The following is a 19,101-nucleotide window of genomic DNA, read 5'->3' as shown; positions in this document are numbered from 1 at the left end:
GATCAGGCTCCTACAGGTTCTGACCCTGGCTCTTCACCCTGGCGGCGAAGCTCTTGCGCAGCTTCATCAGCTTGGGCGGGATCACGGCCAGGCAATAGGGATTGCGCTGCCCTTCGCCGTCCCAGTACTCCTGATGGTAATCTTCCGCCGGATACCATTCCGCCGGGCCTTCGATAGTCGTCACCACATTGCCGCCATGTTCCTCGTTGGCGCGGGCGATCGCCGCCTCCGCTTCGGCGCGCTGCTCCTCGCCGAGCGGGAAGATGGCGGAACGGTACTGGGTGCCGATGTCGTTGCCCTGCCGGTTGAGCTGCGTCGGATCATGCGTCGCCATGAAAACGTCCAGCACCTCCGCATAGGAAATGACCGCCGGATCGAATTCGACCTTGATCGCCTCGGCATGGCCGGTCGCGCCGGAGCACACCGCGCGATAGCTGGGGTTGGGCACGCTGCCGCCGATATAGCCGCTTTCGACCGCGCTCACCCCGATCACGTCGCGGAACACCGCTTCGGTGCACCAGAAGCAGCCGCCCGCGATGATTGCCGTTTGCCTGGAGTTCATGTCACCTTCCTTATCCGCTGCCGGGCAAAATAGGACGGCAAGACCGACTTGTCATCGTTTGAACCGCTTCTACTGTTATGCCAAGCCAGCCATACCTAGTGGGAGAATCGAAATGCGCCGCCGCCTGCTCGTCATTGCCGCCACCCTGGGCTTCGTCACCTCGCCGCTGCCCGCCGAAGCGGCCCCGGAATCCAAGGATGCCGGCATCTGCGAAGCGTGCGCAACCGCGCTCGATCTCACGCTCGACAATGCGCGGCGCGCGGAGGACCGGGCGCGGGACGAATATCGCCATCCTGCCGAAACCCTGGCTTTCTTCCGGGTGGAACCGGGCATGACCGTGGTGGACTATATGCCTGTGCCGGGTTGGTATACGCGCATTCTGGCGCCCTACCTGGGCGACAAGGGCCGCTATATCGGCCTCAATCCCGATGTCAGCACGGCCACTGACGCGCAGAAGGAATATTTCGTCAATCTTGCAGGCACTTTCCCTGCCAAGGCCGCGGAATGGACCGGCCTCCCGGCGGACCGGATCGCGGCCTACAATACCGACAGCTTGCCGGAAGAGCTGAAGGGCACGGTCGACCGGGTGCTGATTTTCCGCGAAATGCACAATCTGCACCGCTTCGGCTGGCTTCACCGCGAACTCACCGCGATGCGCGGCCTGCTCAAGGATGGCGGGATGCTGGGCATTGTCCAGCATCGGGCAAAGGCCGATGCGACGGCGGCCTATACCGATGGCAACAAGGGCTATCTGCGCGAAAAGGACGTGATCGCGCTGGTCGAGGCGCATGGTTTCGAACTGGTCGGCAAGAGTGAGGTCAATGCCAATCCGCGCGATACGGCGGATTATCCGGTAGGGGTGTGGACCCTGCCGCCGGTGTTGGCCACCAAGGCGGATGAAGCTCGCTATCGTGCGATCGGCGAAAGCGACCGGATGACGCTTCTGTTCCGCAAGCGTCCCTGATATTCGGCGCGCCATGGCCCAGATCACCGTAGCAGCCCTGCAGCTTGCCTTGGCAAGCGAGGATGAGCGCGAGAATATCGCCGCCGTTTCCGCGCTTGTGGAAGAGGCGGCGGGGAAGGGCGCGCGGATCGTGCTGCCGCCGGAGCTGTTTTCCGGCCCCTATTTCTGCAAGCGGGAGGATGAGGTGCTGTTCGCGCTGGCCCGGCCCACGGCGGAGCATCCTTCCGTCATCGCGATGCGGGCGCTGGCGGCCAAGCTGCGGATCGCGATCCCGACCAGCTTCTTCGAGCGGGACGGGCACCACTACTACAACACGCTGGCGATGATCGACGAAGGCGGCGAGATCCTCGGCACCTATCGCAAGAGCCATATTCCGGACGGGCCGGGCTATGAGGAAAAGTATTATTTCCGCCCGGGCAATGATGGCTTCAAGGTGTGGGACGTGGCCGGAACGCGGATCGGCGTGGGCATCTGCTGGGACCAGTGGTATCCCGAATGCGCCCGGGTGATGGCGCTGATGGGCGCGGAGCTGCTGTTCTATCCCACCGCGATCGGCTCCGAACCCTATGACCCCGATCTGGATACCAGCCGCATGTGGCGGCGCGCGATGCTCGGCCATGCGGTGAGCAATTGCATGCCGGTGATCGCGGCCAACCGGATCGGCGTGGAAGATGGGCAGCGCTTCTATGGCCACAGCTTCATCAGCGACGAATGGGGGGATTTCCTGGCCGAGTTCGGGGCGGGGGAAAGCGGGGTGCTGCTGGCGACGCTGGATCTGGCCCGCGCGGCCACCCATCGCGCCGGCATGGGCTTCTTCCGCGATCGCCGTCCGCAACTCTATCGCCGGATCAGCGAGGACATCTGACCCACCGCTATCTCATCGCGCTCGGCTCCAATGTCCGGCACCATCGCTTCGGCCCCCCGCCACGCGTGCTGGCGGCGGCTCTGGCCCGGCTCGGGAAGAAGGATGTCGCGATCGAGGCGGTCGCGCCGGTGATGCGCAGCGCTCCGCTTGGCCCTTCGCTGCGGCGCTATGCCAATGGCGCGGCGCTGGTGCGCACGAAGCGCGCGCCGCCGGAATTGCTGGCGCTGCTCAAGCGGACGGAGCGGAAATTCGGCCGGCGCGCGGGTGGGCGGCGCTGGGGCTCGCGCGTGCTCGATCTCGACATCGTGCTGTGGGATGGCGGCGCATTCGCCGGGCCGGGATTGACCATTCCCCATCCCGCATTCCGCACGCGCGAGTTCGTGCTGCGCCCCGCCCGGGCGATCGCGCCCCGCTGGAAAGATCCGCTGACGGGCCTGACGATCCGGCAATTGCATGCGCGCTTGACCCGTCCGGTTCCGCTGCCTAGGGCAGCGGCGTGGTGGGGCCCTTAGCTCAGTCGGTAGAGCAACTGACTTTTAATCAGTAGGTCGCTGGTTCGAACCCAGCAGGGCTCACCACCTTTTCAATGACTTACGAGTGATTGAGGTGATGCACAACGTCCCAATGGGCCGTTGGGGTACCAATGGGGTATCAGCTGATGGAATGCTCAGCGATGAGCGATTTTCTCAAGCAGCCTCGTCGCGCAACAGCGAAAACATGGGTATTTGACGAGTGAACTGGATGCGGTCGTCCCAAGAATAGCGACTAGCACGCTCACGCACCGTGCTACCGATCACCTTGCCTGTGCTATCCTTCTTATCAGCAAGAATGACGATCTCTCCCGCATCACGCAGTTCAGCGAGCTGGCTATCAACAATCTTGGAAACCACCGGAGTATCGTTGGCGCGCAAGGCAAATAGGTCTCGTTTAGTCACCGCTGCGCCACCAATCGTTGCCGTATGAAGCAGCCTCGGTATTTGTTCTAGCAACAGCTTCTTCGATCGGGCCTCAGCATTGTCGTCGAACGTGTAGTCCATCATGCCTTGCCGCATATCAACACCAGGGTCGAAGCCAAGCGCATCCAAGCCAGGCCCACCGAAATGCTCCATTGTGTTCTGTATACCCCAAAACACGTTCCCCATTTCTTCACGCGCCTGATGGTGCTTCGATAAATGTAGCAGCCAGTAATCTCTGTGTGATTCGGGGGGATGGATAAAGAACGGCGTGTAGAAGGCTGCTCCAGTGTGTCCTTGGATGTGCTGATAAAGCGTGTTTTGGATGATCCGTTTCCAGCCCTTGTTGTTTTTCATAGCAATGAGTTCACGGGCATCTTCACGGTTTAGATCGATGTTAGCGAGCGCGCGGATGCTAGAGTTTTTCTCACACAGTAGGTTGGCCAGCGCATCAACCATGAAGGTCAAGACGATCTCGGGATTGGTTAACTCACCCATGATCTTTCTAACCGTGGCGAGCTTAACGTCGCTCCAACCATATTGATCGAGGAAAAATAGCGAGCGATGGGCGCGACCTTTCTTACGAATTGAGTCGATCACATTTGGGGCGGCTTCTTCAAAAGTTGATTTGACGAGCCGGATATCCTTGCCCAGCCTATCACCGAAACCACGCTTGATGAGTAGATCGCGCAAATAGGCGAGGTGCTCCGCGTTCTCATCGATGAACACAAAGTCTGCTGCGATCGTAAATCCTCGTGCGCGCGCTTCTTCAAGGGCACTTTGAGCCTGCTCTACAGCATGCAACATACGTAGAGGTGACCCATCCACTTCGGCTCCATCCAGCCGATATCTCCCCCCGCCGCAGAAGCCATCTACAATGGTCAGATTAAGGCGAGTTTGGACATGGCTCTTCGTCAAAGTGTCGATGTAAATTCTGACGTACCGCTCGAATATTTCGTGCTTCGCCACGCTGTGGACTCCGAGTACCGGCGGTTCAGCACCGATCTTCCAATGATATCCCGTCTCGCTCTGGCCGGCAGTGGTGGCAGATTTCGGCTTGGCGAGTTCATACAGCCCCGGCAAGGGAAGCAGATCTAATATATCGGTCGATTTTTTCTTCGCCATTCACAGTTCCACCGTTTTATCGCACGATAAACAAACCGCTTCACATAGTGTTCTATTCATCGCGATCGTCAAGGCCGTTACCTTGACACAGGACGGCTTGAGCCTGAGCGCGAAAGGCAAAGGTTGCCACATGATTCGCACCGTGGCAATGTTCCAGTGATGTTCTGGGGAGTGTAATGGCAGACGGCAGCGCTATCGAATGGACGGATGCAACTTGGAATCCGATAACGGGCTGCACGAAGATCACCCGTGGATGCGACAATTGCTACGCAGCCCGATTTTCCGAGCGCTTCCGAGGAGTGCCGGGCCATCCATTCGAGAACGGGTTTGACCTAACGCTTAGACCGGAACGCCTTGCGCAACCAAGGTCGTGGCGTCGCCCGCGCATGATTTTTGTCAATTCCATGAGTGACCTGTTTCACAAGGAAGTACCGCGACCGTTCATAGATCAGGTCTTCGACACGATGGAGGAAGCCGATTGGCACGTCTTTCAGGTGCTGACCAAGCGTAGCTCTCTAATGCGCAACTACCTCCGCCGCCGCTATCTTGACCGCTCACCCCCATCCCATATGTGGTTCGGCGTCTCTGTCGAGAATGCGTCGGCTCGATCGAGGATCGAGCATCTCCGCCAAGCTCCCGCTGCCGTGCGTTTTTTGTCAGTCGAACCCCTTATCGGAGCGGTGGGCGAACTACAGCTTGATGGCATTCACTGGGTAATCGCCGGTGGCGAGAGTGGCCCGGGAGCAAGACCCATGAACATCGAATGGGCTCGCCAAGTCCGCGACGAATGCGAGCGGCAAAAGGTCGCCTTCTTCTTCAAGCAATGGGGTGGATTTCGTCCAAAATCGGGAGGACGAGAGCTTGATGGCCGGGAGTGGAACGAGATGCCGCTTACGTTTAAGGCTGCATAAGCGTAGCCTGCATTAGGAAATGCTCTTCTCCACGCATTCATAGGTATCAACCAGAAACTTCAAGCTCATATTATCTGCAATTTGGTCATGCGGAATAAGCGCATAACGCCAAGGCTTTCCGCCACTCTGCCGAGCATGTTCGCTTGCCCACTTGCACCACTGAACTGCCACATCGCGCTTCGCGAGCACATCCGCATCGTTCATCTGGGTGGCCATCTTCGGCTCAAGCATCAAAATCTCGTCCGCTGTCTCAGCAACGAAATCGGGACGATATTCCAGATGGTCGCTGCCCTTGCGGTAGAACATTTGGAACTGACCTTTTGCGGGCCGCAACCACTTTTCCGCTTCGCGTTCCAAGATGACGGCGAGCTTGCGTTCTGAGTCGGAATCAAACCGCGCGACATTGGTCAGGCATTTTTTGAAGCCGCCAAAAAGATATCGAGCCATGTTGCTCTTATCGGCTGGTGGGCTGCGATAATCGAGAGGCTCCCCGCGCTCGGCGGAATGGGCACTCTGCTTGATCTCGGTGAAGCCGCTCGTCACCACGTGGTGATATTCAACCGTGTCGTCCATCCAAAAATGATCGAGCATCTGAGCATGAACGGCTCGCGCGATATTGGGCTGCTCCAACTGCAACAAGCGTAGCGTGTCCTCTGCCGAGAGGTAGGAATGGAAATGCCGCACGACTTGACCCGCCAGATCGTAAAGCAGGTCGGCATTGTCGTCATAGGACACATCGGGGAAATCGATCAGGCCGCTAACGACATAGTCCTCCGGACGCTTCTCGAGAAAATTCCCTTGCGACATACCGATGGAATGGCCCTCGTTTCGCCCCAGATACTGCGCCCAGAGCGTTTCCTCGGGCGCGGCATAAGTCATGCCGCTGAGGTCGAGCGTGAACGGCCTGAACCCCGCTTTGACTTCCCCCTTAGGCGACACCGAAATGCGCGGAATGTTGATCGTGCGGTCAACCACGAGCGCGGCCGTTTTGGCAATCACCTTGGCGAAATCTGGTGGCGGCGGCGCCACACCTTCCAGTTCCATTTGCTGCGGTCGGTACTGGCTCTGGACCTCCCGCACGAGCTGAGCCTGCACTTCAGGCCGCGAGATGTAGCTGATGTCAGGAACTGTCCCCGGTGAACGTGACAGCTTGCGTATCGCTTCATAGGCGAGTTGCGCGACCTTTTCGGCCTCAGGATTGTCGAAGGCTCGCGCCGGTGGCGGCCCCGCGTATTTCGAGCCTTCCTCGCTCTGCACCGTTGTGATGCCGAGGCTCCCCAAGATCGTCGGTGCGGCCACTACTGTGACCGTCCTGCGTTCCAAGACCTCATCGTCCAACACCAGCGCTTTCAGCCGGATCGGAGAGTTAGGATTGTTCGCCTCGTCCACGATCTCCTGAAAACGGTCGTGCGCGACGATATTGAGCCGATCGACGGCAGCCACGCCGGTGCGCTTCCCATATGGCAGACGCAGGCCGCGCCCAATGCTCTGCTCGATCAGCGTCCGGGCATTGGCGGCGCGCAAGGGAACGATGGTATAGAGGTTGGTGACGTCCCAACCCTCTTTCAGCATGTTGACGTGGATGACGATCTCGACCGGATTGTCGGCCTGTTCGACGGTCAGCAGCTTTTCGACCGTCTCCTCTTCCTTCACGCTGGAATCGACCTGAATGACCTTATCGGCATAGCGCGCCTTGAAGAACGCTTCCGATTGGATCAGCCGCATAAGCTCGGCCGCATGGGTCGTATCGCGGGCGATAACGAGGACGAAGGGCTTGACGATCTTCACGCCGTTTTCACGCGCGTAAGTTTCGAGCTCGACCTTGACACTTTCGTGTAGGCGGATGCCGTCCTCCAGCTTCATTTGCTGGATCGCTTCGGCAGACTTACCTGCCGCGATAAAGTTTTTCCGGGTAACAACGGCTGGGTCTTTGACGAATCCGTCATCCATCGCGCGGGCAAGCGGATAGTCGAACACGACGTTGCGGAATGCCACCGGCCCCTTGCTGCCCTCGACAAACGGCGTGGCCGTCAGTTCCAGCCCAAGCACCGGCTTCAACTCGTTAATCGCCCGCATTCCTGCCGTGGCGCGGTAACGGTGCGATTCATCCATCAGCATCACAAGGTCATGCTGCTTGGACAGATAATCGAAATAGCTATCCCCCAACTCCTCTTTGAACGACCGGATACGCATCTGCTTGCCGCCGCGCACCTCGGACGTGATCTTGGAAATGTTGAAAATGTTGATCTTGCAGCGGAGCACATCATCAAGCAGCGCGCCCCGGCTGTCATAGTTATCGCCAGTAATGACCTCAGGTGTCAGTACCGCAAATTCGTTGATCCCCTTGAACACATATTTAGCCGTGTTCGCGGTGAAATCCTGAATGAGTTTCTGATATATCGTAAGGTTGGGTGCGAGCACGAAAAAGTTATTGATGCCGTGGGCAATGTGTAGATAGGCAATGAAAGCACCCATCAAACGAGTTTTGCCGACGCCTGTTGCCAGCGCGAAACAGAGCGAGGGAAACTCCCGCTCGAAGTCGGTGACGCCGGGATATTCACTTCGAATAATGTCGAGCGCAGTGGCCAAATCGGTATTGCCACGCGGCGGCACTATCTCAGTAATCCGGTCGAGGATCGCCAGACTATCCCGTTGCGGCGCGCGCAGGCTGAGACGACCCGAAATCGCGTTGACATGGCGCTGATTGGAGGACGACGGCTTGCTCATATGTCGCCCTCCCCATCAAACAAGCCGCCTTGTGCGGACGTTGGCGGCACGGGGTCAGCCTCGGCCATAGGGAGGTTCGCGACATTCAGCGAATAATCGTCATGGCCCCATTCGCACTTGCTGCGAATGTGATTGGGAATCTTACGCAGCGTTAGATTGGTGAAGTGGTCCGCATTGCCGCGCCATGCCGCGCAAAGCACAAGGAGCGAACGTCCGTCGCCGACATCATCGGAAAGCGCCGCCAACTCCTCCGGCCCAAGCGTCTGAGTAGTGACATATAGGAAGTCCGTTTCCGACGAATATCCCTGCTGCCACCAGACATCCGAGCTGGGCGCATAGGTGAAGCCCTCCAGCTTGCACAAAGCCTGCGCCAGCATCGCCGCGTCGTACCGCTTCGAAATAACTTCGCGCCCCCACTTGTCTGTTTCGAGTAGCGACGGGCCTAGATCGTAGTAGCGGAAACCCCCGCCGCCCTGCCATTCGACCACCTTGCTTATGCCACCCTGATCGCTGCCCTCGATCACCTTCTGCAGGCGCGGTACGATGTGCGTGGCACAATGATCGCCCAACTCAACCATGACCCAGCGCCGACCCATTTTGTGAGCGACAGCGCCAGTGGTCCCAGAGCCAGCGAAAGAATCGAGCACAAGATCACCCGGACTAGTCGCAATATCCAGAATTCGCTTTAGTAACCTTTCGGGCTTTGGTGTCCCAAACCATTCCTCCTTCGTCCATTCTGGAAAGAGCTTCTTCTGCTCAAACTTTGCCTGCCTATTGTGACCCGTCTCGTCCAAATTGGTCCACAGCGTAGACGGCGGTAAGCCCTTTTGCTCCCACAGGTAGGTTCTCCGACGAATTGCCTTGCCATTCGGCGTAAACCGAATTTCGCCGGTTTTAATTTTCTCGGAAAGAGTCTCTTTAGACCAGCGCCATCCGTTAGCCGGAGGCTTGATTTTATGACCCTGAGGAGAAATCAAGTCGAAAATAAGGTTCTCTCGATATGCAGGCGAACCTAGCGGATTTCCATCGAACCACGGCCCACGCGGATCGTTATCGGTGTTTTTGAAATGGCCATATTGTTCATCATTCCCCCGCGTTTTATTGGTGAGCCAATCAGGTTTTTTTGAGTAAACCAGTATATGGTTGTGATCGGTGGAAAACTGCTTAGCATCGTTGTTGCTATTGTCTGATGACTGCCAAACGACGTTTGTTACGAAGTTAACCCTTCCAAAAATCTCATCGCACATAACTTTTAGGTAGTGCACCTCGTTGTCGTCGATGGTGATCCACAACGAACCGTCGTCGGACAACAAACGCCGAATTATTTCCAGCCGATCTCGCATCAGCCCAAGCCAGATCGAATGTTCCAGCCCATCTTCATAATGGGTGAAGGCACTGCCAGTGTTGTAGGGCGGATCAATAAACACGCACTTCACCTCACCGGCGTAGTCCGCTTCCAGCGCCTTGAGCGCGAGCAGATTATCGCCGTGGATCAGCACATTGTCGAAGATGTCATTTTCCGTGACGCGCGCCGCCGCATGATAGCTCTTCGCCGGGTCCTCAATCAGGATGCGCGGTTCCAGCCGAGGCCGGTTTTCCTTGCCTACCCAAGTCAGTTCAAGTTTCTGTTTCTTAGACATTATCACCCTGTGGCGCAGCCATTGCGGGCGGCGCTTGATTTAGCGGATTCCAGATTTCCGCTCTTAACGCGGCGAAGAGGGTTTGGCAGTCGCCTTGTGTCTTGAAGACCGATTGAAAATCGCGAGCCGACTGGAGAACCTGCTGCCCGCCCACATTAGTATAGACCGCGAAACCTTTCCCCACTGCGATCGCGAGCAACTTTTCGGCATAATCGGGCACGGCGGCGGCGATGGCGGCAGCTTCATTATCGGTTAGCCCCAACGCTTCGCCATCCTGTGGTTTCAGCCGGATATATATAGCTGCCAGGACAATCCATCGGGCATGCGTGTAGAACGACTTCGTGGCCCCGCTGCTGGCTCGTGCGCTTTCCGCCATGCCCAGCAACACTATACGCTGTGCCTGTACGGCCCGCCACGCGGATCGCGCCGAAAGCCCCTGCGGAAAAACGCGCTCGTGGCGGCTCGGGCATAGGAGATCATCTGGATAGACGACGTCGAGCGACAGGAGCGAGGTTCGGTTTGCTGCAACGCGAGTTACAAGGTCGCAATCGCCTGTGTTAGCCAGACAGGCGCAAGCCGTCAGGGCTTCGTCAATAGTGAAGTTCGTTGTGTCGTTGGCGGGCGTGTCTTCGTCGAGCCGATAATGATAATCGATCCCATGCGGTTGCAACGTCGCCGCAATCTGACCGTGCAGAGGGTAGGCTGCGGCAAAGTCCTTGAGCACCACGGTGTTCTGGAAATTCGCCGTCCGTGAAATCCGGTCAGCAAAAGCTCGGTCGTCCTCGCACTTCTCAAGTGAAACAATCTTGATGAAAGCAAAGCCCTGGGGAGGAGCCTCAGCGGCTGGCACAGCAACGCATTTGGCGATCGACCCCAAAGTCTGCGCCCCATTGATGATCGCGAATCCCTTTGCCGTGATCCGCTTCCTTTCAGCATTGGCACGGTCAAGGTTGTGCAGCTCCAGCCGATCACAATAGGCGGTGAGGCCGTTATTGAGATAGTGGAACACGCCCGCCTCTTCGGTGAGCGTCTTCTGGATGTCCTCGTTGACGTCGGTGCTACCCTTGAACCCTCGGATGTTGGCGCGCACCAATCGTGCGCCATATTCATCGTGGAGCACCTTCAGCCGCTCGAGCGGGATAAGGCCGTAAATGGTTTCATAAGGCGTCGTGACGTAACCGGGCCGTATGATTTCGAGCTCGACGGTTTCAATACCCGGAGCGGCGTCACCACCACTAACCCAGTCGTTCAGTGTGGTCAGGTTGACAGCTTGAAACGCGAAATAACCATCGGCTTGATCCAGCGAAAATTTGACGCGGAGTGCTTCAAAAAGGTGCTTGCGGTCTTCGGAAATAAACGAGAGCCCGGAATAACAAAGGACCGACCGAACCTGCGTCGATGGGTTTTTTAACGCTGCTTCGAGCTGCGGGAGCAGGGCAACAATCTTGGCATTCTGTGCGAAGGCGTCGAAACGTGCTTCGAGCAGGTTTTCGATACCAATCTTGAATTTTGTCACCTCTCCAAGGTCAGGCTCGCCTGATCCGGCGTGAATATATTTTGATTGCGTAAGCCAAAGCGTGTTGGTGACGGGCGAAAAATAAATGCCGTCGATACCGCCATCGCCGCCACCATCGACGATGCCGTTTGTAGCGTCTTCAATCGACGCACCGCCCAGCTTGTGAAGCGCATAAGCCGATAGCGCACGGCTCAGAAAATTCTTTTCTCGCTGGTCCGCGTCACCAACGGTGCCGGGAGGAACATGCCCGTCAAATAGCTCGTGTAGCTTCGGCGGGAGAGCCAATATCTCAACGGGGCGCATCGCCATCAGACCACGCTCCAGCGGATCGTGAACAGGTCTTCCGCTACGACATTTTGCTCAAGCCGACCTTCGATGCTGGCAATTAGCTCGGATCGTTGTTCGTCAATCTTGTCCTGCGCATCGAACAATGACCGCCGCTTGCTATTGCGCTCGGTTTCCAGCGCCTTGACGGCCTTTTGCCCCGCGAGCTTCTCTTCCAAAGTTAGGGCAGCAGTGGCCGCGCGGCGCGCCTCCTTGATCTGGCGGTCAATCTCCTTGATTTCCCGTTCCAGCCCAACTTTCAGATCGTCGGCCCAACCGTCCAGCTTGTCGGCCTCTTCCTCGAAAAAGCGGGCGTTACGTTCAGAAATAATTCGCCGGATGCGTGTTTGCTGGTCGGTGGTGGACTGCGAGAGTGTCTCGGTAACGTGCACGGGCAACGCGACCTGCGCACCGACATGGCCGCCGATCGTCATCATGCGGCTTGTTGCTTCGTCCGAAAGCACGGTTCCGTTGTCGGCAATGCCCGCAAGCAGCAGGTAATCCTCACTCTGCCCTAGCGCCTCCACCGTAAAGAGCTTCGCTTGCAGCCATCCCGACTGCCCCTTGAGAGGCTCGATTTGCGATACGCGACCTTCATGGTTGGTGAGGTCGAATTTCAGTTCCACAACGTCGAGTTCACGGCCGCGGGCGCGCGCAACGATCGCATCCCCGAGCGGATGATTGACGCGAAACAGATGCGCCTCACCCGTTCGCCGCGGCAACTCATACAAACCGGTGGGGATGGCAGCACCATTTACCCAATCGGGCAGCGCATTCAGGCGGAAACTGGAACCATCTATAAATTGCGCATGCCCATCCAATTCTTGCTGCGCGAGCTTCATCAGGTTTTGCTCGAACTGGTTCAGATACACCTTGGTGTCGGCATCGCGAATTTTGAGCTTGTCGCGCACTTCATCATCGAAGTTTTCCATCAGCTTACGCCGGGCGGACGTCATCTGCTCGTTGATTTCAAGGCTCAACTCACGTTGCAGGCTGTCAAAGGCGACCTTGATTTCATCCTTTGTTCGGCAGCGCTGATAAATTTCAGCAATGCGTTTTTCGAAGTCGACCCCGGACTCGATCGCACCCAGAACCTCATCGCTTGCCCCGAACACTCCCTCGAAAAGCTGAAATTTCTCCGAGAGTAACTCGAATACGCGCTGATCCGCTTCGTTCTTCTGGTTCAGGAAATTGACGACGACCACATCATGCTTCTGGCCATAGCGATGACAACGCCCGATGCGTTGCTCGATACGCTGCGGATTCCAAGGGAGATCGTAGTTCACGACCATCGAACAGAATTGCAGATTGATGCCTTCCGCCCCTGCTTCGGTCGCGATCATGATGCGCCCTTCGTCACGGAAATAATCCACGAGCGCGGATCGCATGTCAGCCGTTTTGGAGTTGGTTATCCGATCCGATCCGGCGTGCCGATCCAACCAAGTGCGGTAAATCTGCTGTGATTCAGGGTCCGTATTCGATCCGTTGAACAGGACGATTCCGTCCGCGTAAGGGCTATCGGCCAGCAAGCGGAGAAGGTAGGATTGTGTCTTTCGTGACTCCGTAAAGATGATCGCCTTTTCTTCCGCGCCTAACTCTTTCGCCTTCGCGAAACCGACCTCAAGTGCCTTAAGCAAAGCAACGCCCTTGGCGTTCTGGGTTATCGAGGTTGCAAGCTCAGCGAACCTTTGAAGATCCGTGATTTCTGAGGCCAGCGCGTTTTGCTCAGCTTCGGACATCGGCTCAACCTCATCGTCGGGCCATTCCTCGGCTGTCTCATCGAGTGCCTCATAATCCTCGTCCAGTTCATCCACCAGCGATGTGACCGGTTGGCTATGATCGAGCTTCTTTTGCAGGCGCGTTGACATCGAGGTAAGTGCCCCCGCAATCGCGAACGTCGAAGACGCTAGCAGCTTGCGAAGAACGAGAGTCATGAGCGAACGCTGACTAGGCGGAAGTGCTTGCAGGTTCGGCCTGTCTAGATAGCCTGTGACCAGATCATATAGGCGGTCTTCCGCCTCACTAGGGTCGAACTCCTCCAAGATCGCGTGTCGCTTTGTGTAAGGCACATATGCGGTCACCTGCCGCCGTAAGGTGCGATGACAAATCGGCTTAAGCCGCTCGCGCAGCACCTCGAAGGCTCGTTCCTGCGACAGATTAGCGAACTGCTCGCGAAAGCTCTTGAGATCGCCGAACGTGTGTTCGTCGATAAAGCTGACGAGGCCATACAGTTCGAGCAACGAATTCTGTAATGGCGTCGCGGTTAGCAATAGCTTGTGCCGGTCGGCCAGCGCAACCTTGAGCGTGTTGGCTATGATATTGGACGGCTTGTAGACGTTCCGAAGCCTATGCGCTTCGTCCATCACGACCAAGTCCCAAGGCGTGGCCTTGACATCTAGCTCCTTGTTCCGCGCGAACTGGTAGGAGCAAATCATTATTCTGTCGGAATGATCGAACGGCCTCAGGTCGCCGGATTTCACTGCGGCGTTGAAGGACTTCGACTCAATGATCGAACATGGAAGAAAAAACTTCTCGCTGAGTTCCTGATGCCATTGCTTGCGAAGGTTCGACGGTGCGACGATCAGGATTCGGCGCTTCCCTTCAGCCCAGCGCTGGGAGATGACGAGGCCTGCCTCAATCGTTTTCCCGAGCCCCACTTCATCGGCCAATAGCGCGCCACGTGAAAGTGGAGACGAGAAAGCGAAGAGCGCCGCATCCACCTGATGCGGGTTCATATCAACCTGCGCACCAGCGACCGCAATCGCTAGCTTTTCAGCGCTGTCCGCCGATCGCCGCCTGACAAGGTCAGTCGCCAGATATTTCGCATGGTATTCAGTGAGCCCCGCCATCCCAGATGGTTAGCCTCTGGCGCTACGAGGGTAAAGTAGCCCGAAAGCTAAAATGTTCGATAAACGTTCCGACTTTGGGAAGGAACCGCACCTCCCCAAGCAAGGCGAGGATTTAGCAGAGGTCCAGCGAGGAGGTCTGCCCCATCGATCCTATCGCTTCCGCCAGCGATTGAACCACCGAGTCCAACTCTGGTTAGGCGGCCAATCCTCGCCATCCCTCTTGATCCTTACGACCTCCAGCCGGTTGAAGCCGGTTCGAACACCTTCGATCGTCACGGGACAATCAAGGTATCGCGTGAGGCCGCGGCTTGGTTCGAGTTCCCATTCCCCGCCCTCGTGGACGGCAATGAAGAACCGATAGCTCGGACGGCGTTCGATGATGCCGCGCACTGTGTGAAGCGTGCCTAGCGGCATGAGGTTGTCCGTCGATGCATTGTCACCTCTCTGTAGTCGATCAGTGACATCGATAAGAAAGTGGCGGCGGTCTGGCAAAGTGAATTGTCACCGATTGTCTGTAGACTGATTGACTACATCACGGTCCATGTCGCAGCGATGGATATCCGGGAACGCCTTGCGAGGAATCTGCGCCTGCTACGGTGGGAGAAAGGTTGGTCGCAGGAAGCGTTTGCGGACGAGGCAGGCTTGCACCGCACCTATATCAGCGACCTTGAGCGCGGGGCGCGGAACCCGACGATTACCGTAGTGGACAAGCTCGCTAACGCCTTGAGCGTGACGCCGGGGCGGCTGCTCGATTAAGCGTCCAGCCTACCCCACGCCACAGTATTTCGCTGAAAACCTTCCTCTAGAGACACATAGCCGCCGTCCGGAGACCCGGAGGCTGGGCCTGAGATGTAGCGTCTTTGGATGTATGATGCCGTCCGAGATGAAGGAGGCTTTCATGGGCGGCATTGGATCAGGCGCGCGGCCTTCAACGCATATCGGAAATGTCGAGGATACACTGGCGCTCGATATTCGCGCTTTGCGGCGGCTGGGCGTCGTTCGTGCCGGTGAATGCACATGCGACACCGTGCACTGGTCGATCGGCGGTCTCAGCCTGTCCAGTGCGCGCCTTCGTATCGATCTCAGCGACATTGAACGCGGCGGCGTCATGGCGATCAGCGCCGATATGCCCGGTGGCACCATCAAACAGCACGTCGCTATCGAAATGTTGCCATCACCATTCGGCGGCCATCGCTGCTACTTCATCTGCCCGTTCACCGCTCGGCGCTGCGAAGTGATCTACTATGCTGGAGGCCGGTTCGGCTCACGCGAGGCGCAACGGCTAAGCTATGCGGTGCAAGGGATGAATGAATGTTCCCGTGCACGCCGCAAAGCCGCCAAGCTACGCAGCCGCCTGTCTGGGGCGGGGAGTGAGCCGCGCCCGCGCGGACGTAATCGGATCGATATGGTGCGACGACTCCGGCAGGCGGAGTTAGAAGCGAAGACACTATATCTCGATCGGCTGCGCAATCTTGCTAATCGGTCTGGTGCCCGACGGATGCCCAGCGACAAACACCGATAAGTCCGAGATGCGGAATTCCGCGATCCGCACCCACGCGATGGCCTCATTTCTAATCAGTGGGTCGGGCAAGTATCGCGGGAATGGTTCACTCGGAGCATTTCCGAATGTTCTTCGCAATCAATGGGTCGCGCGGGAATTTTCCTGACACGGCGCATTCCGTGATCTTAATGGGGTGATGGTCAACGAAAGGAGGCCATCATGTCCGACGACCAACCGCTCGACCGGTCGCATCTGTTATCCCATGCGCAGGCGCTATTCCCCGGTGCGGCGATCGATGTAATCCATACGCCCGACGAGATCATCCATATCGATGTGGACGGGCATCGCTACACGTTCGAGATCGGGAGCGATGATGACGAATATGTCTTCACTGACGGAAAAGCGTTCTTCTCGATCCCGCTCATGGAAATCGACTGGGATTCCTAGGATTTCTCCTGACACGGCTTCCGAACCCATCTTAATGGAAATGTCGGTCCCAACCAAAGGAGATGACCGACATGACCACGAGCCCAACCACGAAACCCGCCACCGCGAGCCCGGCAATCGAAACCACGTCCTCCACGATCACGCTCGATCAACTCGCGCGCGAATTGAAGATTTCACCCCGCGACGCCCGTATGCTGCTGCGCCTTGCGGCCAAACAGACACGGCAATATCCAAACCTCGGCAAAGATCATGTCGCCCGCCAACCGTGGCAGTGGGCGGCAGGGTCAAAGGCGCTGGATGAAGCGCGAAAGGCCCTTACCGCCGATCGTTAAGCGAAAAACTGGCCAGAACTCCCCTATGGGATAATATTGGCCAGTTTCCAGCGTTGCCCGACCTTGATGACGCCCAACGACTTGGCAGCACGCCGCACGGTGCGAGCCGAATGTGAGCGTTTTTCACCGTCGGCAATGACCTCCGCGATCCGGCGTTCGCCTTTGGTCAGCGCCGTTTCGAGGAATTCAATCGCCGCCTTGATTTCGGTATCGGGCCGTCCAACCTTCTCGCTGGATTTGAGGAAGTCCTCCGGCCCGAGTTCGCATTCGCCCTGCCATTCGACTTTCGGGATGATCCGCTTGCTCCGGTCGCCATCGACCAGCGCATAGATTTGCGACGGCCCACGTTCGGACAGGTTGTGCTTGATATGGACCATGACCCGGAGATCGTCATTCTCTGGGTGCTGGCCGATCAGCACCGCCGATCGCGCGGCCGCCGTGATGTCGACCGACCCGAGACCGCGAAAGATCGCCTTGTCCTTCTCCCCCTTGGTCAAGTGCCGCAGAGCGATCACCGTGACGTTGGTCGCTTTCGCGAGTTCAGCCAGCCGCGCCATGAAAGGGCGGGTTTCGTTCGCCTTGTTCATGTCGATGCCGCCCTGCATGTAAGCCAGCAGCGGGTCGAGGATCAGCAATTCCGCCTTTTGCGCGACGATATGCTTTTCAATCCAGCCCAACGCCTCTTCCTCCAGCCGGAAAAACTTCTTGGAGAAGGTGATGCGGGACAGGTCAGCATTCATCCGCATGAGCCGCCGCACCAACGTCGTTTCCGGGTCATCCTCCGCACTCATGAAGAGGACGTTGCCCGCTCTCGGCTTTTTCTGCCCCGGCAGTCCCCGCCCGCTGGATACGGCCGCCGCCAGCTCGCAAAACAGAAAGGTCTTGCCGACGTTCGGATCGCCTTCGAGCAGGTTGATCGCCCCGCGCACGAAATAGGGTTCCCAGAGGAAATCGACGTCACGCGGCGTCACATTCGCCATGGTCTCGAACAGTTCATCGTCGGCTGGATCGTAGCGCATGACGCTGGATGCGATTCGTTCGATATCCTTGTCTGGCAGCGGCGGATTGCAATGTGCTTCATTCACCGCATGGAGTGCGGTGGTGATTACCTCGTCATCGAACCCCTGCCGTCTGAATGACCCGGCTAAGCTGGTCAGGCGGTTATCGCGCGAACCTTTGCGGATAACGCCGCCGCTCGCCTGCGTCTTCTTCGGCTTGAGCGATCTGCTCCGCGCCAGAATGGCATTGAGCACCCGCCCCGGCAGCTTGGCGATAGGTGCTGCCGGTTCATCCGACCGATAACGCCCACCTTCGGGATGTGCGGACTCCGGGAGCAACACATAACCGGACGCAATGATGTCCAGCTTAGGCTCCAAGCCGATCTTGCTTCCCCTGATCCGCCCAGCGTGGCGGAAATAGAGATGCCGTCCATTGCGGGTGATCGTTTCGCGCGTGGGAGGCAACGGCCCGAACCGTTTCAGCGCCGCCTCTCCTTCCGGTCCATCCACGTCAATAATGAGGACCGGCGATGCCTTCGCCACAGCCCCAAGGTTGATCGACGGATCTTCGCTCAGCCATTGCCTGACTATCAAGGCTTCCTCGGTCGCGCTATCCGCCCCGCTGGCGCAAAAGCGCGTGTCAGGCACCTTGGAGCGGGGTTGCAGCGCGACGACACGCATGGATGCTTTCAGGGCGGCCTGCGCCGCCCCGAATTTACGTTTGGCCAGAGGCGTGAGCTCAATTTTGCTCATCGTCGGCCTCCTCAGCTTCGCCAGCCTTCTCGCTTGTGTCGCCAGCTTCTTCGGCTTCGACCGCGATCCGATAGGTCACATGTTGCCCGCGATTGTCCGGGTCTGGCGCGTGAAGATAGAGATATCCAAGGAATCGCGTCATGCGTCGCCTCCCTCGGAATCATCACGAACCGCTCCTACACGCTTCGCCTCCATCTGAACCAAATCCATGATGCGGGTTATGGCCCCGGTGGTCCCCAACCATTGCTGGATGTCCTCAAACGGAAGGTTGGTCTCAAACCCCATCCGTTTTTCTGCTTTCTCGATCTCGGTTCCACAGCATCGACACGTGGAGATTACTTCGAAGTCGATGTGCACCACATTGTTGATAAGCGGCTCACCGAAGCCGATCTTTTCACCTCTGTAATCGAAGATCATCATGCCGCCTCCCGCGCCGCTGCAAGCGCTTCGATATGGGCATGAATTTCGGAGGCCAGCCAAGCGACCGAATGCGCTCCGATGCGGATGCGTTTCGGAAACCTGCCCGCCGCCTCAAGCCGGAGCATGGTGGTGTTGGAGAGCTTAATACCAAGGCGCGACAAGTCGCCGCGTACCAGAAGTATCTTGTTGTTATTTAAGGCCGTCATGAGATTTT

The 19,101-nt window shown here is 57.7% G+C and carries 19 protein-coding genes and 1 tRNA gene; 9 read left to right on the top strand and 11 right to left on the bottom strand.

Going from position 1 to position 19,101, the window contains the following annotated elements:
* Positions 1 to 10: 10 nt before the first annotated feature.
* Positions 11 to 562 carry a peptide-methionine (S)-S-oxide reductase MsrA gene (gene msrA, locus U8326_RS10690; RefSeq protein WP_324740245.1) on the bottom strand — a complete coding sequence of 184 codons (552 nt, stop codon included), beginning with the start codon at positions 560 to 562 and terminating at the stop codon, positions 11 to 13.
* 112 nt (positions 563 to 674) lie between these two features.
* Here msrA and U8326_RS10685 point away from each other — a divergent pair, with 112 nt between their 5' ends.
* The 4 genes from U8326_RS10685 to U8326_RS10670 all read left to right on the top strand — a co-directional run bounded on the left by U8326_RS10685 (position 675) and on the right by U8326_RS10670 (position 2,969).
* Positions 675 to 1,526, top strand: a complete 852-nt coding sequence (locus U8326_RS10685) for a methyltransferase (RefSeq protein ID WP_324740243.1) — start codon at positions 675 to 677, stop codon at positions 1,524 to 1,526.
* Positions 1,527 to 1,539: 13 nt separating this feature from the next.
* Positions 1,540 to 2,391, top strand: coding sequence for an N-carbamoylputrescine amidase (gene aguB, locus U8326_RS10680; protein ID WP_324740241.1), 852 nt, complete (start codon positions 1,540 to 1,542; stop codon positions 2,389 to 2,391).
* The gene (folK, locus tag U8326_RS10675; RefSeq protein ID WP_324743583.1) at positions 2,388 to 2,903 is read left to right on the top strand and encodes a 2-amino-4-hydroxy-6-hydroxymethyldihydropteridine diphosphokinase; all 516 of its coding nucleotides are present in this window, start codon (positions 2,388 to 2,390) and stop codon (positions 2,901 to 2,903) included. Before aguB ends, folK begins: the two co-directional genes overlap by 4 nt.
* A tRNA-Lys gene (locus U8326_RS10670) sits at positions 2,894 to 2,969 on the top strand. Before folK ends, U8326_RS10670 begins: the two co-directional genes overlap by 10 nt.
* 108 nt (positions 2,970 to 3,077) lie before the next feature.
* On the opposite strand, the gene U8326_RS10665 is transcribed toward U8326_RS10670, so the two are convergent.
* Complete coding sequence (locus U8326_RS10665; protein WP_324740240.1) at positions 3,078 to 4,469, bottom strand: three-Cys-motif partner protein TcmP; 1,392 nt, start codon at positions 4,467 to 4,469, stop codon at positions 3,078 to 3,080.
* Between the two features lie 176 nt (positions 4,470 to 4,645).
* On the opposite strand from U8326_RS10665, the gene U8326_RS10660 reads away from it, so the two are divergent.
* Positions 4,646 to 5,380 (top strand): phage Gp37/Gp68 family protein, encoded by a 735-nt coding sequence (locus U8326_RS10660; RefSeq protein ID WP_324740239.1) that lies wholly within the window; start codon positions 4,646 to 4,648, stop codon positions 5,378 to 5,380.
* Between the two features lie 12 nt (positions 5,381 to 5,392).
* Here U8326_RS10660 and U8326_RS10655 read toward each other — a convergent pair whose 3' ends face one another.
* From U8326_RS10655 to U8326_RS16435, 5 genes are all read right to left on the bottom strand, one after another.
* On the bottom strand, positions 5,393 to 8,107 hold the full coding sequence (locus U8326_RS10655) for a DEAD/DEAH box helicase (RefSeq protein ID WP_324740238.1): 2,715 nt from the start codon (positions 8,105 to 8,107) through the stop codon (positions 5,393 to 5,395).
* Positions 8,104 to 9,747 carry a site-specific DNA-methyltransferase gene (locus tag U8326_RS10650; protein ID WP_324740237.1) on the bottom strand — a complete coding sequence of 548 codons (1,644 nt, stop codon included), beginning with the start codon at positions 9,745 to 9,747 and terminating at the stop codon, positions 8,104 to 8,106. The genes U8326_RS10655 and U8326_RS10650 overlap by 4 nt, the downstream gene beginning before the upstream one ends.
* Positions 9,740 to 11,572 carry an AIPR family protein gene (locus tag U8326_RS10645; protein WP_324740236.1) on the bottom strand — a complete coding sequence of 611 codons (1,833 nt, stop codon included), beginning with the start codon at positions 11,570 to 11,572 and terminating at the stop codon, positions 9,740 to 9,742. Before U8326_RS10645 ends, U8326_RS10650 begins: the two co-directional genes overlap by 8 nt.
* Positions 11,572 to 14,436 (bottom strand): SNF2-related protein, encoded by a 2,865-nt coding sequence (locus tag U8326_RS10640; protein ID WP_324740235.1) that lies wholly within the window; start codon positions 14,434 to 14,436, stop codon positions 11,572 to 11,574. Before U8326_RS10640 ends, U8326_RS10645 begins: the two co-directional genes overlap by 1 nt.
* Before the next feature lie 150 nt (positions 14,437 to 14,586).
* Positions 14,587 to 14,850, bottom strand: a complete 264-nt coding sequence (locus U8326_RS16435; RefSeq protein ID WP_416385474.1) for a DUF5818 domain-containing protein — start codon at positions 14,848 to 14,850, stop codon at positions 14,587 to 14,589.
* 84 nt (positions 14,851 to 14,934) lie between these two features.
* Between U8326_RS16435 and U8326_RS10635 the strand changes: the two genes are divergently transcribed.
* The 4 genes from U8326_RS10635 to U8326_RS10620 all read left to right on the top strand — a co-directional run bounded on the left by U8326_RS10635 (position 14,935) and on the right by U8326_RS10620 (position 16,716).
* The gene (locus U8326_RS10635) at positions 14,935 to 15,192 is read left to right on the top strand and encodes a helix-turn-helix transcriptional regulator (RefSeq protein ID WP_324740234.1); all 258 of its coding nucleotides are present in this window, start codon (positions 14,935 to 14,937) and stop codon (positions 15,190 to 15,192) included.
* A gap of 142 nt (positions 15,193 to 15,334) precedes the next feature.
* Positions 15,335 to 15,958 carry a hypothetical protein gene (locus tag U8326_RS10630; RefSeq protein ID WP_324740233.1) on the top strand — a complete coding sequence of 208 codons (624 nt, stop codon included), beginning with the start codon at positions 15,335 to 15,337 and terminating at the stop codon, positions 15,956 to 15,958.
* A gap of 198 nt (positions 15,959 to 16,156) precedes the next feature.
* Positions 16,157 to 16,384, top strand: a complete 228-nt coding sequence (locus U8326_RS10625) for a hypothetical protein (protein ID WP_324740232.1) — start codon at positions 16,157 to 16,159, stop codon at positions 16,382 to 16,384.
* Positions 16,385 to 16,446: 62 nt separating this feature from the next.
* Complete coding sequence (locus U8326_RS10620) at positions 16,447 to 16,716, top strand: hypothetical protein (RefSeq protein ID WP_324740231.1); 270 nt, start codon at positions 16,447 to 16,449, stop codon at positions 16,714 to 16,716.
* Between the two features lie 23 nt (positions 16,717 to 16,739).
* Here the strand turns inward: U8326_RS10620 and U8326_RS10615 are convergent, their stop codons facing one another.
* From U8326_RS10615 to U8326_RS10600, 4 genes are read right to left on the bottom strand one after another with little or no spacing between them, the layout of a single operon-like run.
* A complete protein-coding gene (locus U8326_RS10615; RefSeq protein ID WP_324740230.1) occupies positions 16,740 to 18,467 on the bottom strand; it encodes an AAA family ATPase in 1,728 nt (575 codons plus the stop codon).
* The gene (locus U8326_RS10610) at positions 18,454 to 18,609 is read right to left on the bottom strand and encodes a hypothetical protein (protein WP_324740229.1); all 156 of its coding nucleotides are present in this window, start codon (positions 18,607 to 18,609) and stop codon (positions 18,454 to 18,456) included. Before U8326_RS10610 ends, U8326_RS10615 begins: the two co-directional genes overlap by 14 nt.
* Complete coding sequence (locus U8326_RS10605; protein WP_324740228.1) at positions 18,606 to 18,887, bottom strand: hypothetical protein; 282 nt, start codon at positions 18,885 to 18,887, stop codon at positions 18,606 to 18,608. The genes U8326_RS10610 and U8326_RS10605 overlap by 4 nt, the downstream gene beginning before the upstream one ends.
* On the bottom strand, positions 18,884 to 19,093 hold the full coding sequence (locus U8326_RS10600) for a helix-turn-helix transcriptional regulator (protein WP_324740227.1): 210 nt from the start codon (positions 19,091 to 19,093) through the stop codon (positions 18,884 to 18,886). The genes U8326_RS10605 and U8326_RS10600 overlap by 4 nt, the downstream gene beginning before the upstream one ends.
* Between the last annotated feature and the right edge of the window lie 8 nt (positions 19,094 to 19,101).

The organism is Tsuneonella sp. CC-YZS046 (genome assembly GCF_035581365.1).
Lineage (GTDB): Bacteria > Pseudomonadota > Alphaproteobacteria > Sphingomonadales > Sphingomonadaceae > JAWKXU01.
The sequence above is the reverse complement of the archived record's forward strand: the minus strand, read 5'-3'. Positions and strand labels throughout refer to the sequence as shown.

What these genes read in the sequence shown, in the direction of transcription:
- U8326_RS10600 (WP_324740227.1), bottom strand. Translation starts at nt 19,093, where the DNA reads ATGACGGCCTTAAATAACAACAAGATACTTCTGGTACGCGGCGACTTG.
- msrA (WP_324740245.1), bottom strand. Translation starts at nt 562, where the DNA reads ATGAACTCCAGGCAAACGGCAATCATCGCGGGCGGCTGCTTCTGGTGC.
- U8326_RS10630 (WP_324740233.1), top strand. Translation starts at nt 15,335, where the DNA reads ATGGGCGGCATTGGATCAGGCGCGCGGCCTTCAACGCATATCGGAAAT.
- U8326_RS10620 (WP_324740231.1), top strand. Translation starts at nt 16,447, where the DNA reads ATGACCGACATGACCACGAGCCCAACCACGAAACCCGCCACCGCGAGC.
- U8326_RS10685 (WP_324740243.1), top strand. Translation starts at nt 675, where the DNA reads ATGCGCCGCCGCCTGCTCGTCATTGCCGCCACCCTGGGCTTCGTCACC.
- U8326_RS10625 (WP_324740232.1), top strand. Translation starts at nt 16,157, where the DNA reads ATGTCCGACGACCAACCGCTCGACCGGTCGCATCTGTTATCCCATGCG.
- U8326_RS10605 (WP_324740228.1), bottom strand. Translation starts at nt 18,887, where the DNA reads ATGATGATCTTCGATTACAGAGGTGAAAAGATCGGCTTCGGTGAGCCG.
- aguB (WP_324740241.1), top strand. Translation starts at nt 1,540, where the DNA reads ATGGCCCAGATCACCGTAGCAGCCCTGCAGCTTGCCTTGGCAAGCGAG.
- U8326_RS10665 (WP_324740240.1), bottom strand. Translation starts at nt 4,469, where the DNA reads ATGGCGAAGAAAAAATCGACCGATATATTAGATCTGCTTCCCTTGCCG.
- U8326_RS16435 (WP_416385474.1), bottom strand. Translation starts at nt 14,850, where the DNA reads ATGCCGCTAGGCACGCTTCACACAGTGCGCGGCATCATCGAACGCCGT.
- U8326_RS10610 (WP_324740229.1), bottom strand. Translation starts at nt 18,609, where the DNA reads ATGACGCGATTCCTTGGATATCTCTATCTTCACGCGCCAGACCCGGAC.
- U8326_RS10615 (WP_324740230.1), bottom strand. Translation starts at nt 18,467, where the DNA reads ATGAGCAAAATTGAGCTCACGCCTCTGGCCAAACGTAAATTCGGGGCG.
- U8326_RS10640 (WP_324740235.1), bottom strand. Translation starts at nt 14,436, where the DNA reads ATGGCGGGGCTCACTGAATACCATGCGAAATATCTGGCGACTGACCTT.
- U8326_RS10645 (WP_324740236.1), bottom strand. Translation starts at nt 11,572, where the DNA reads ATGGCGATGCGCCCCGTTGAGATATTGGCTCTCCCGCCGAAGCTACAC.
- U8326_RS10660 (WP_324740239.1), top strand. Translation starts at nt 4,646, where the DNA reads ATGGCAGACGGCAGCGCTATCGAATGGACGGATGCAACTTGGAATCCG.
- U8326_RS10650 (WP_324740237.1), bottom strand. Translation starts at nt 9,747, where the DNA reads ATGTCTAAGAAACAGAAACTTGAACTGACTTGGGTAGGCAAGGAAAAC.
- U8326_RS10655 (WP_324740238.1), bottom strand. Translation starts at nt 8,107, where the DNA reads ATGAGCAAGCCGTCGTCCTCCAATCAGCGCCATGTCAACGCGATTTCG.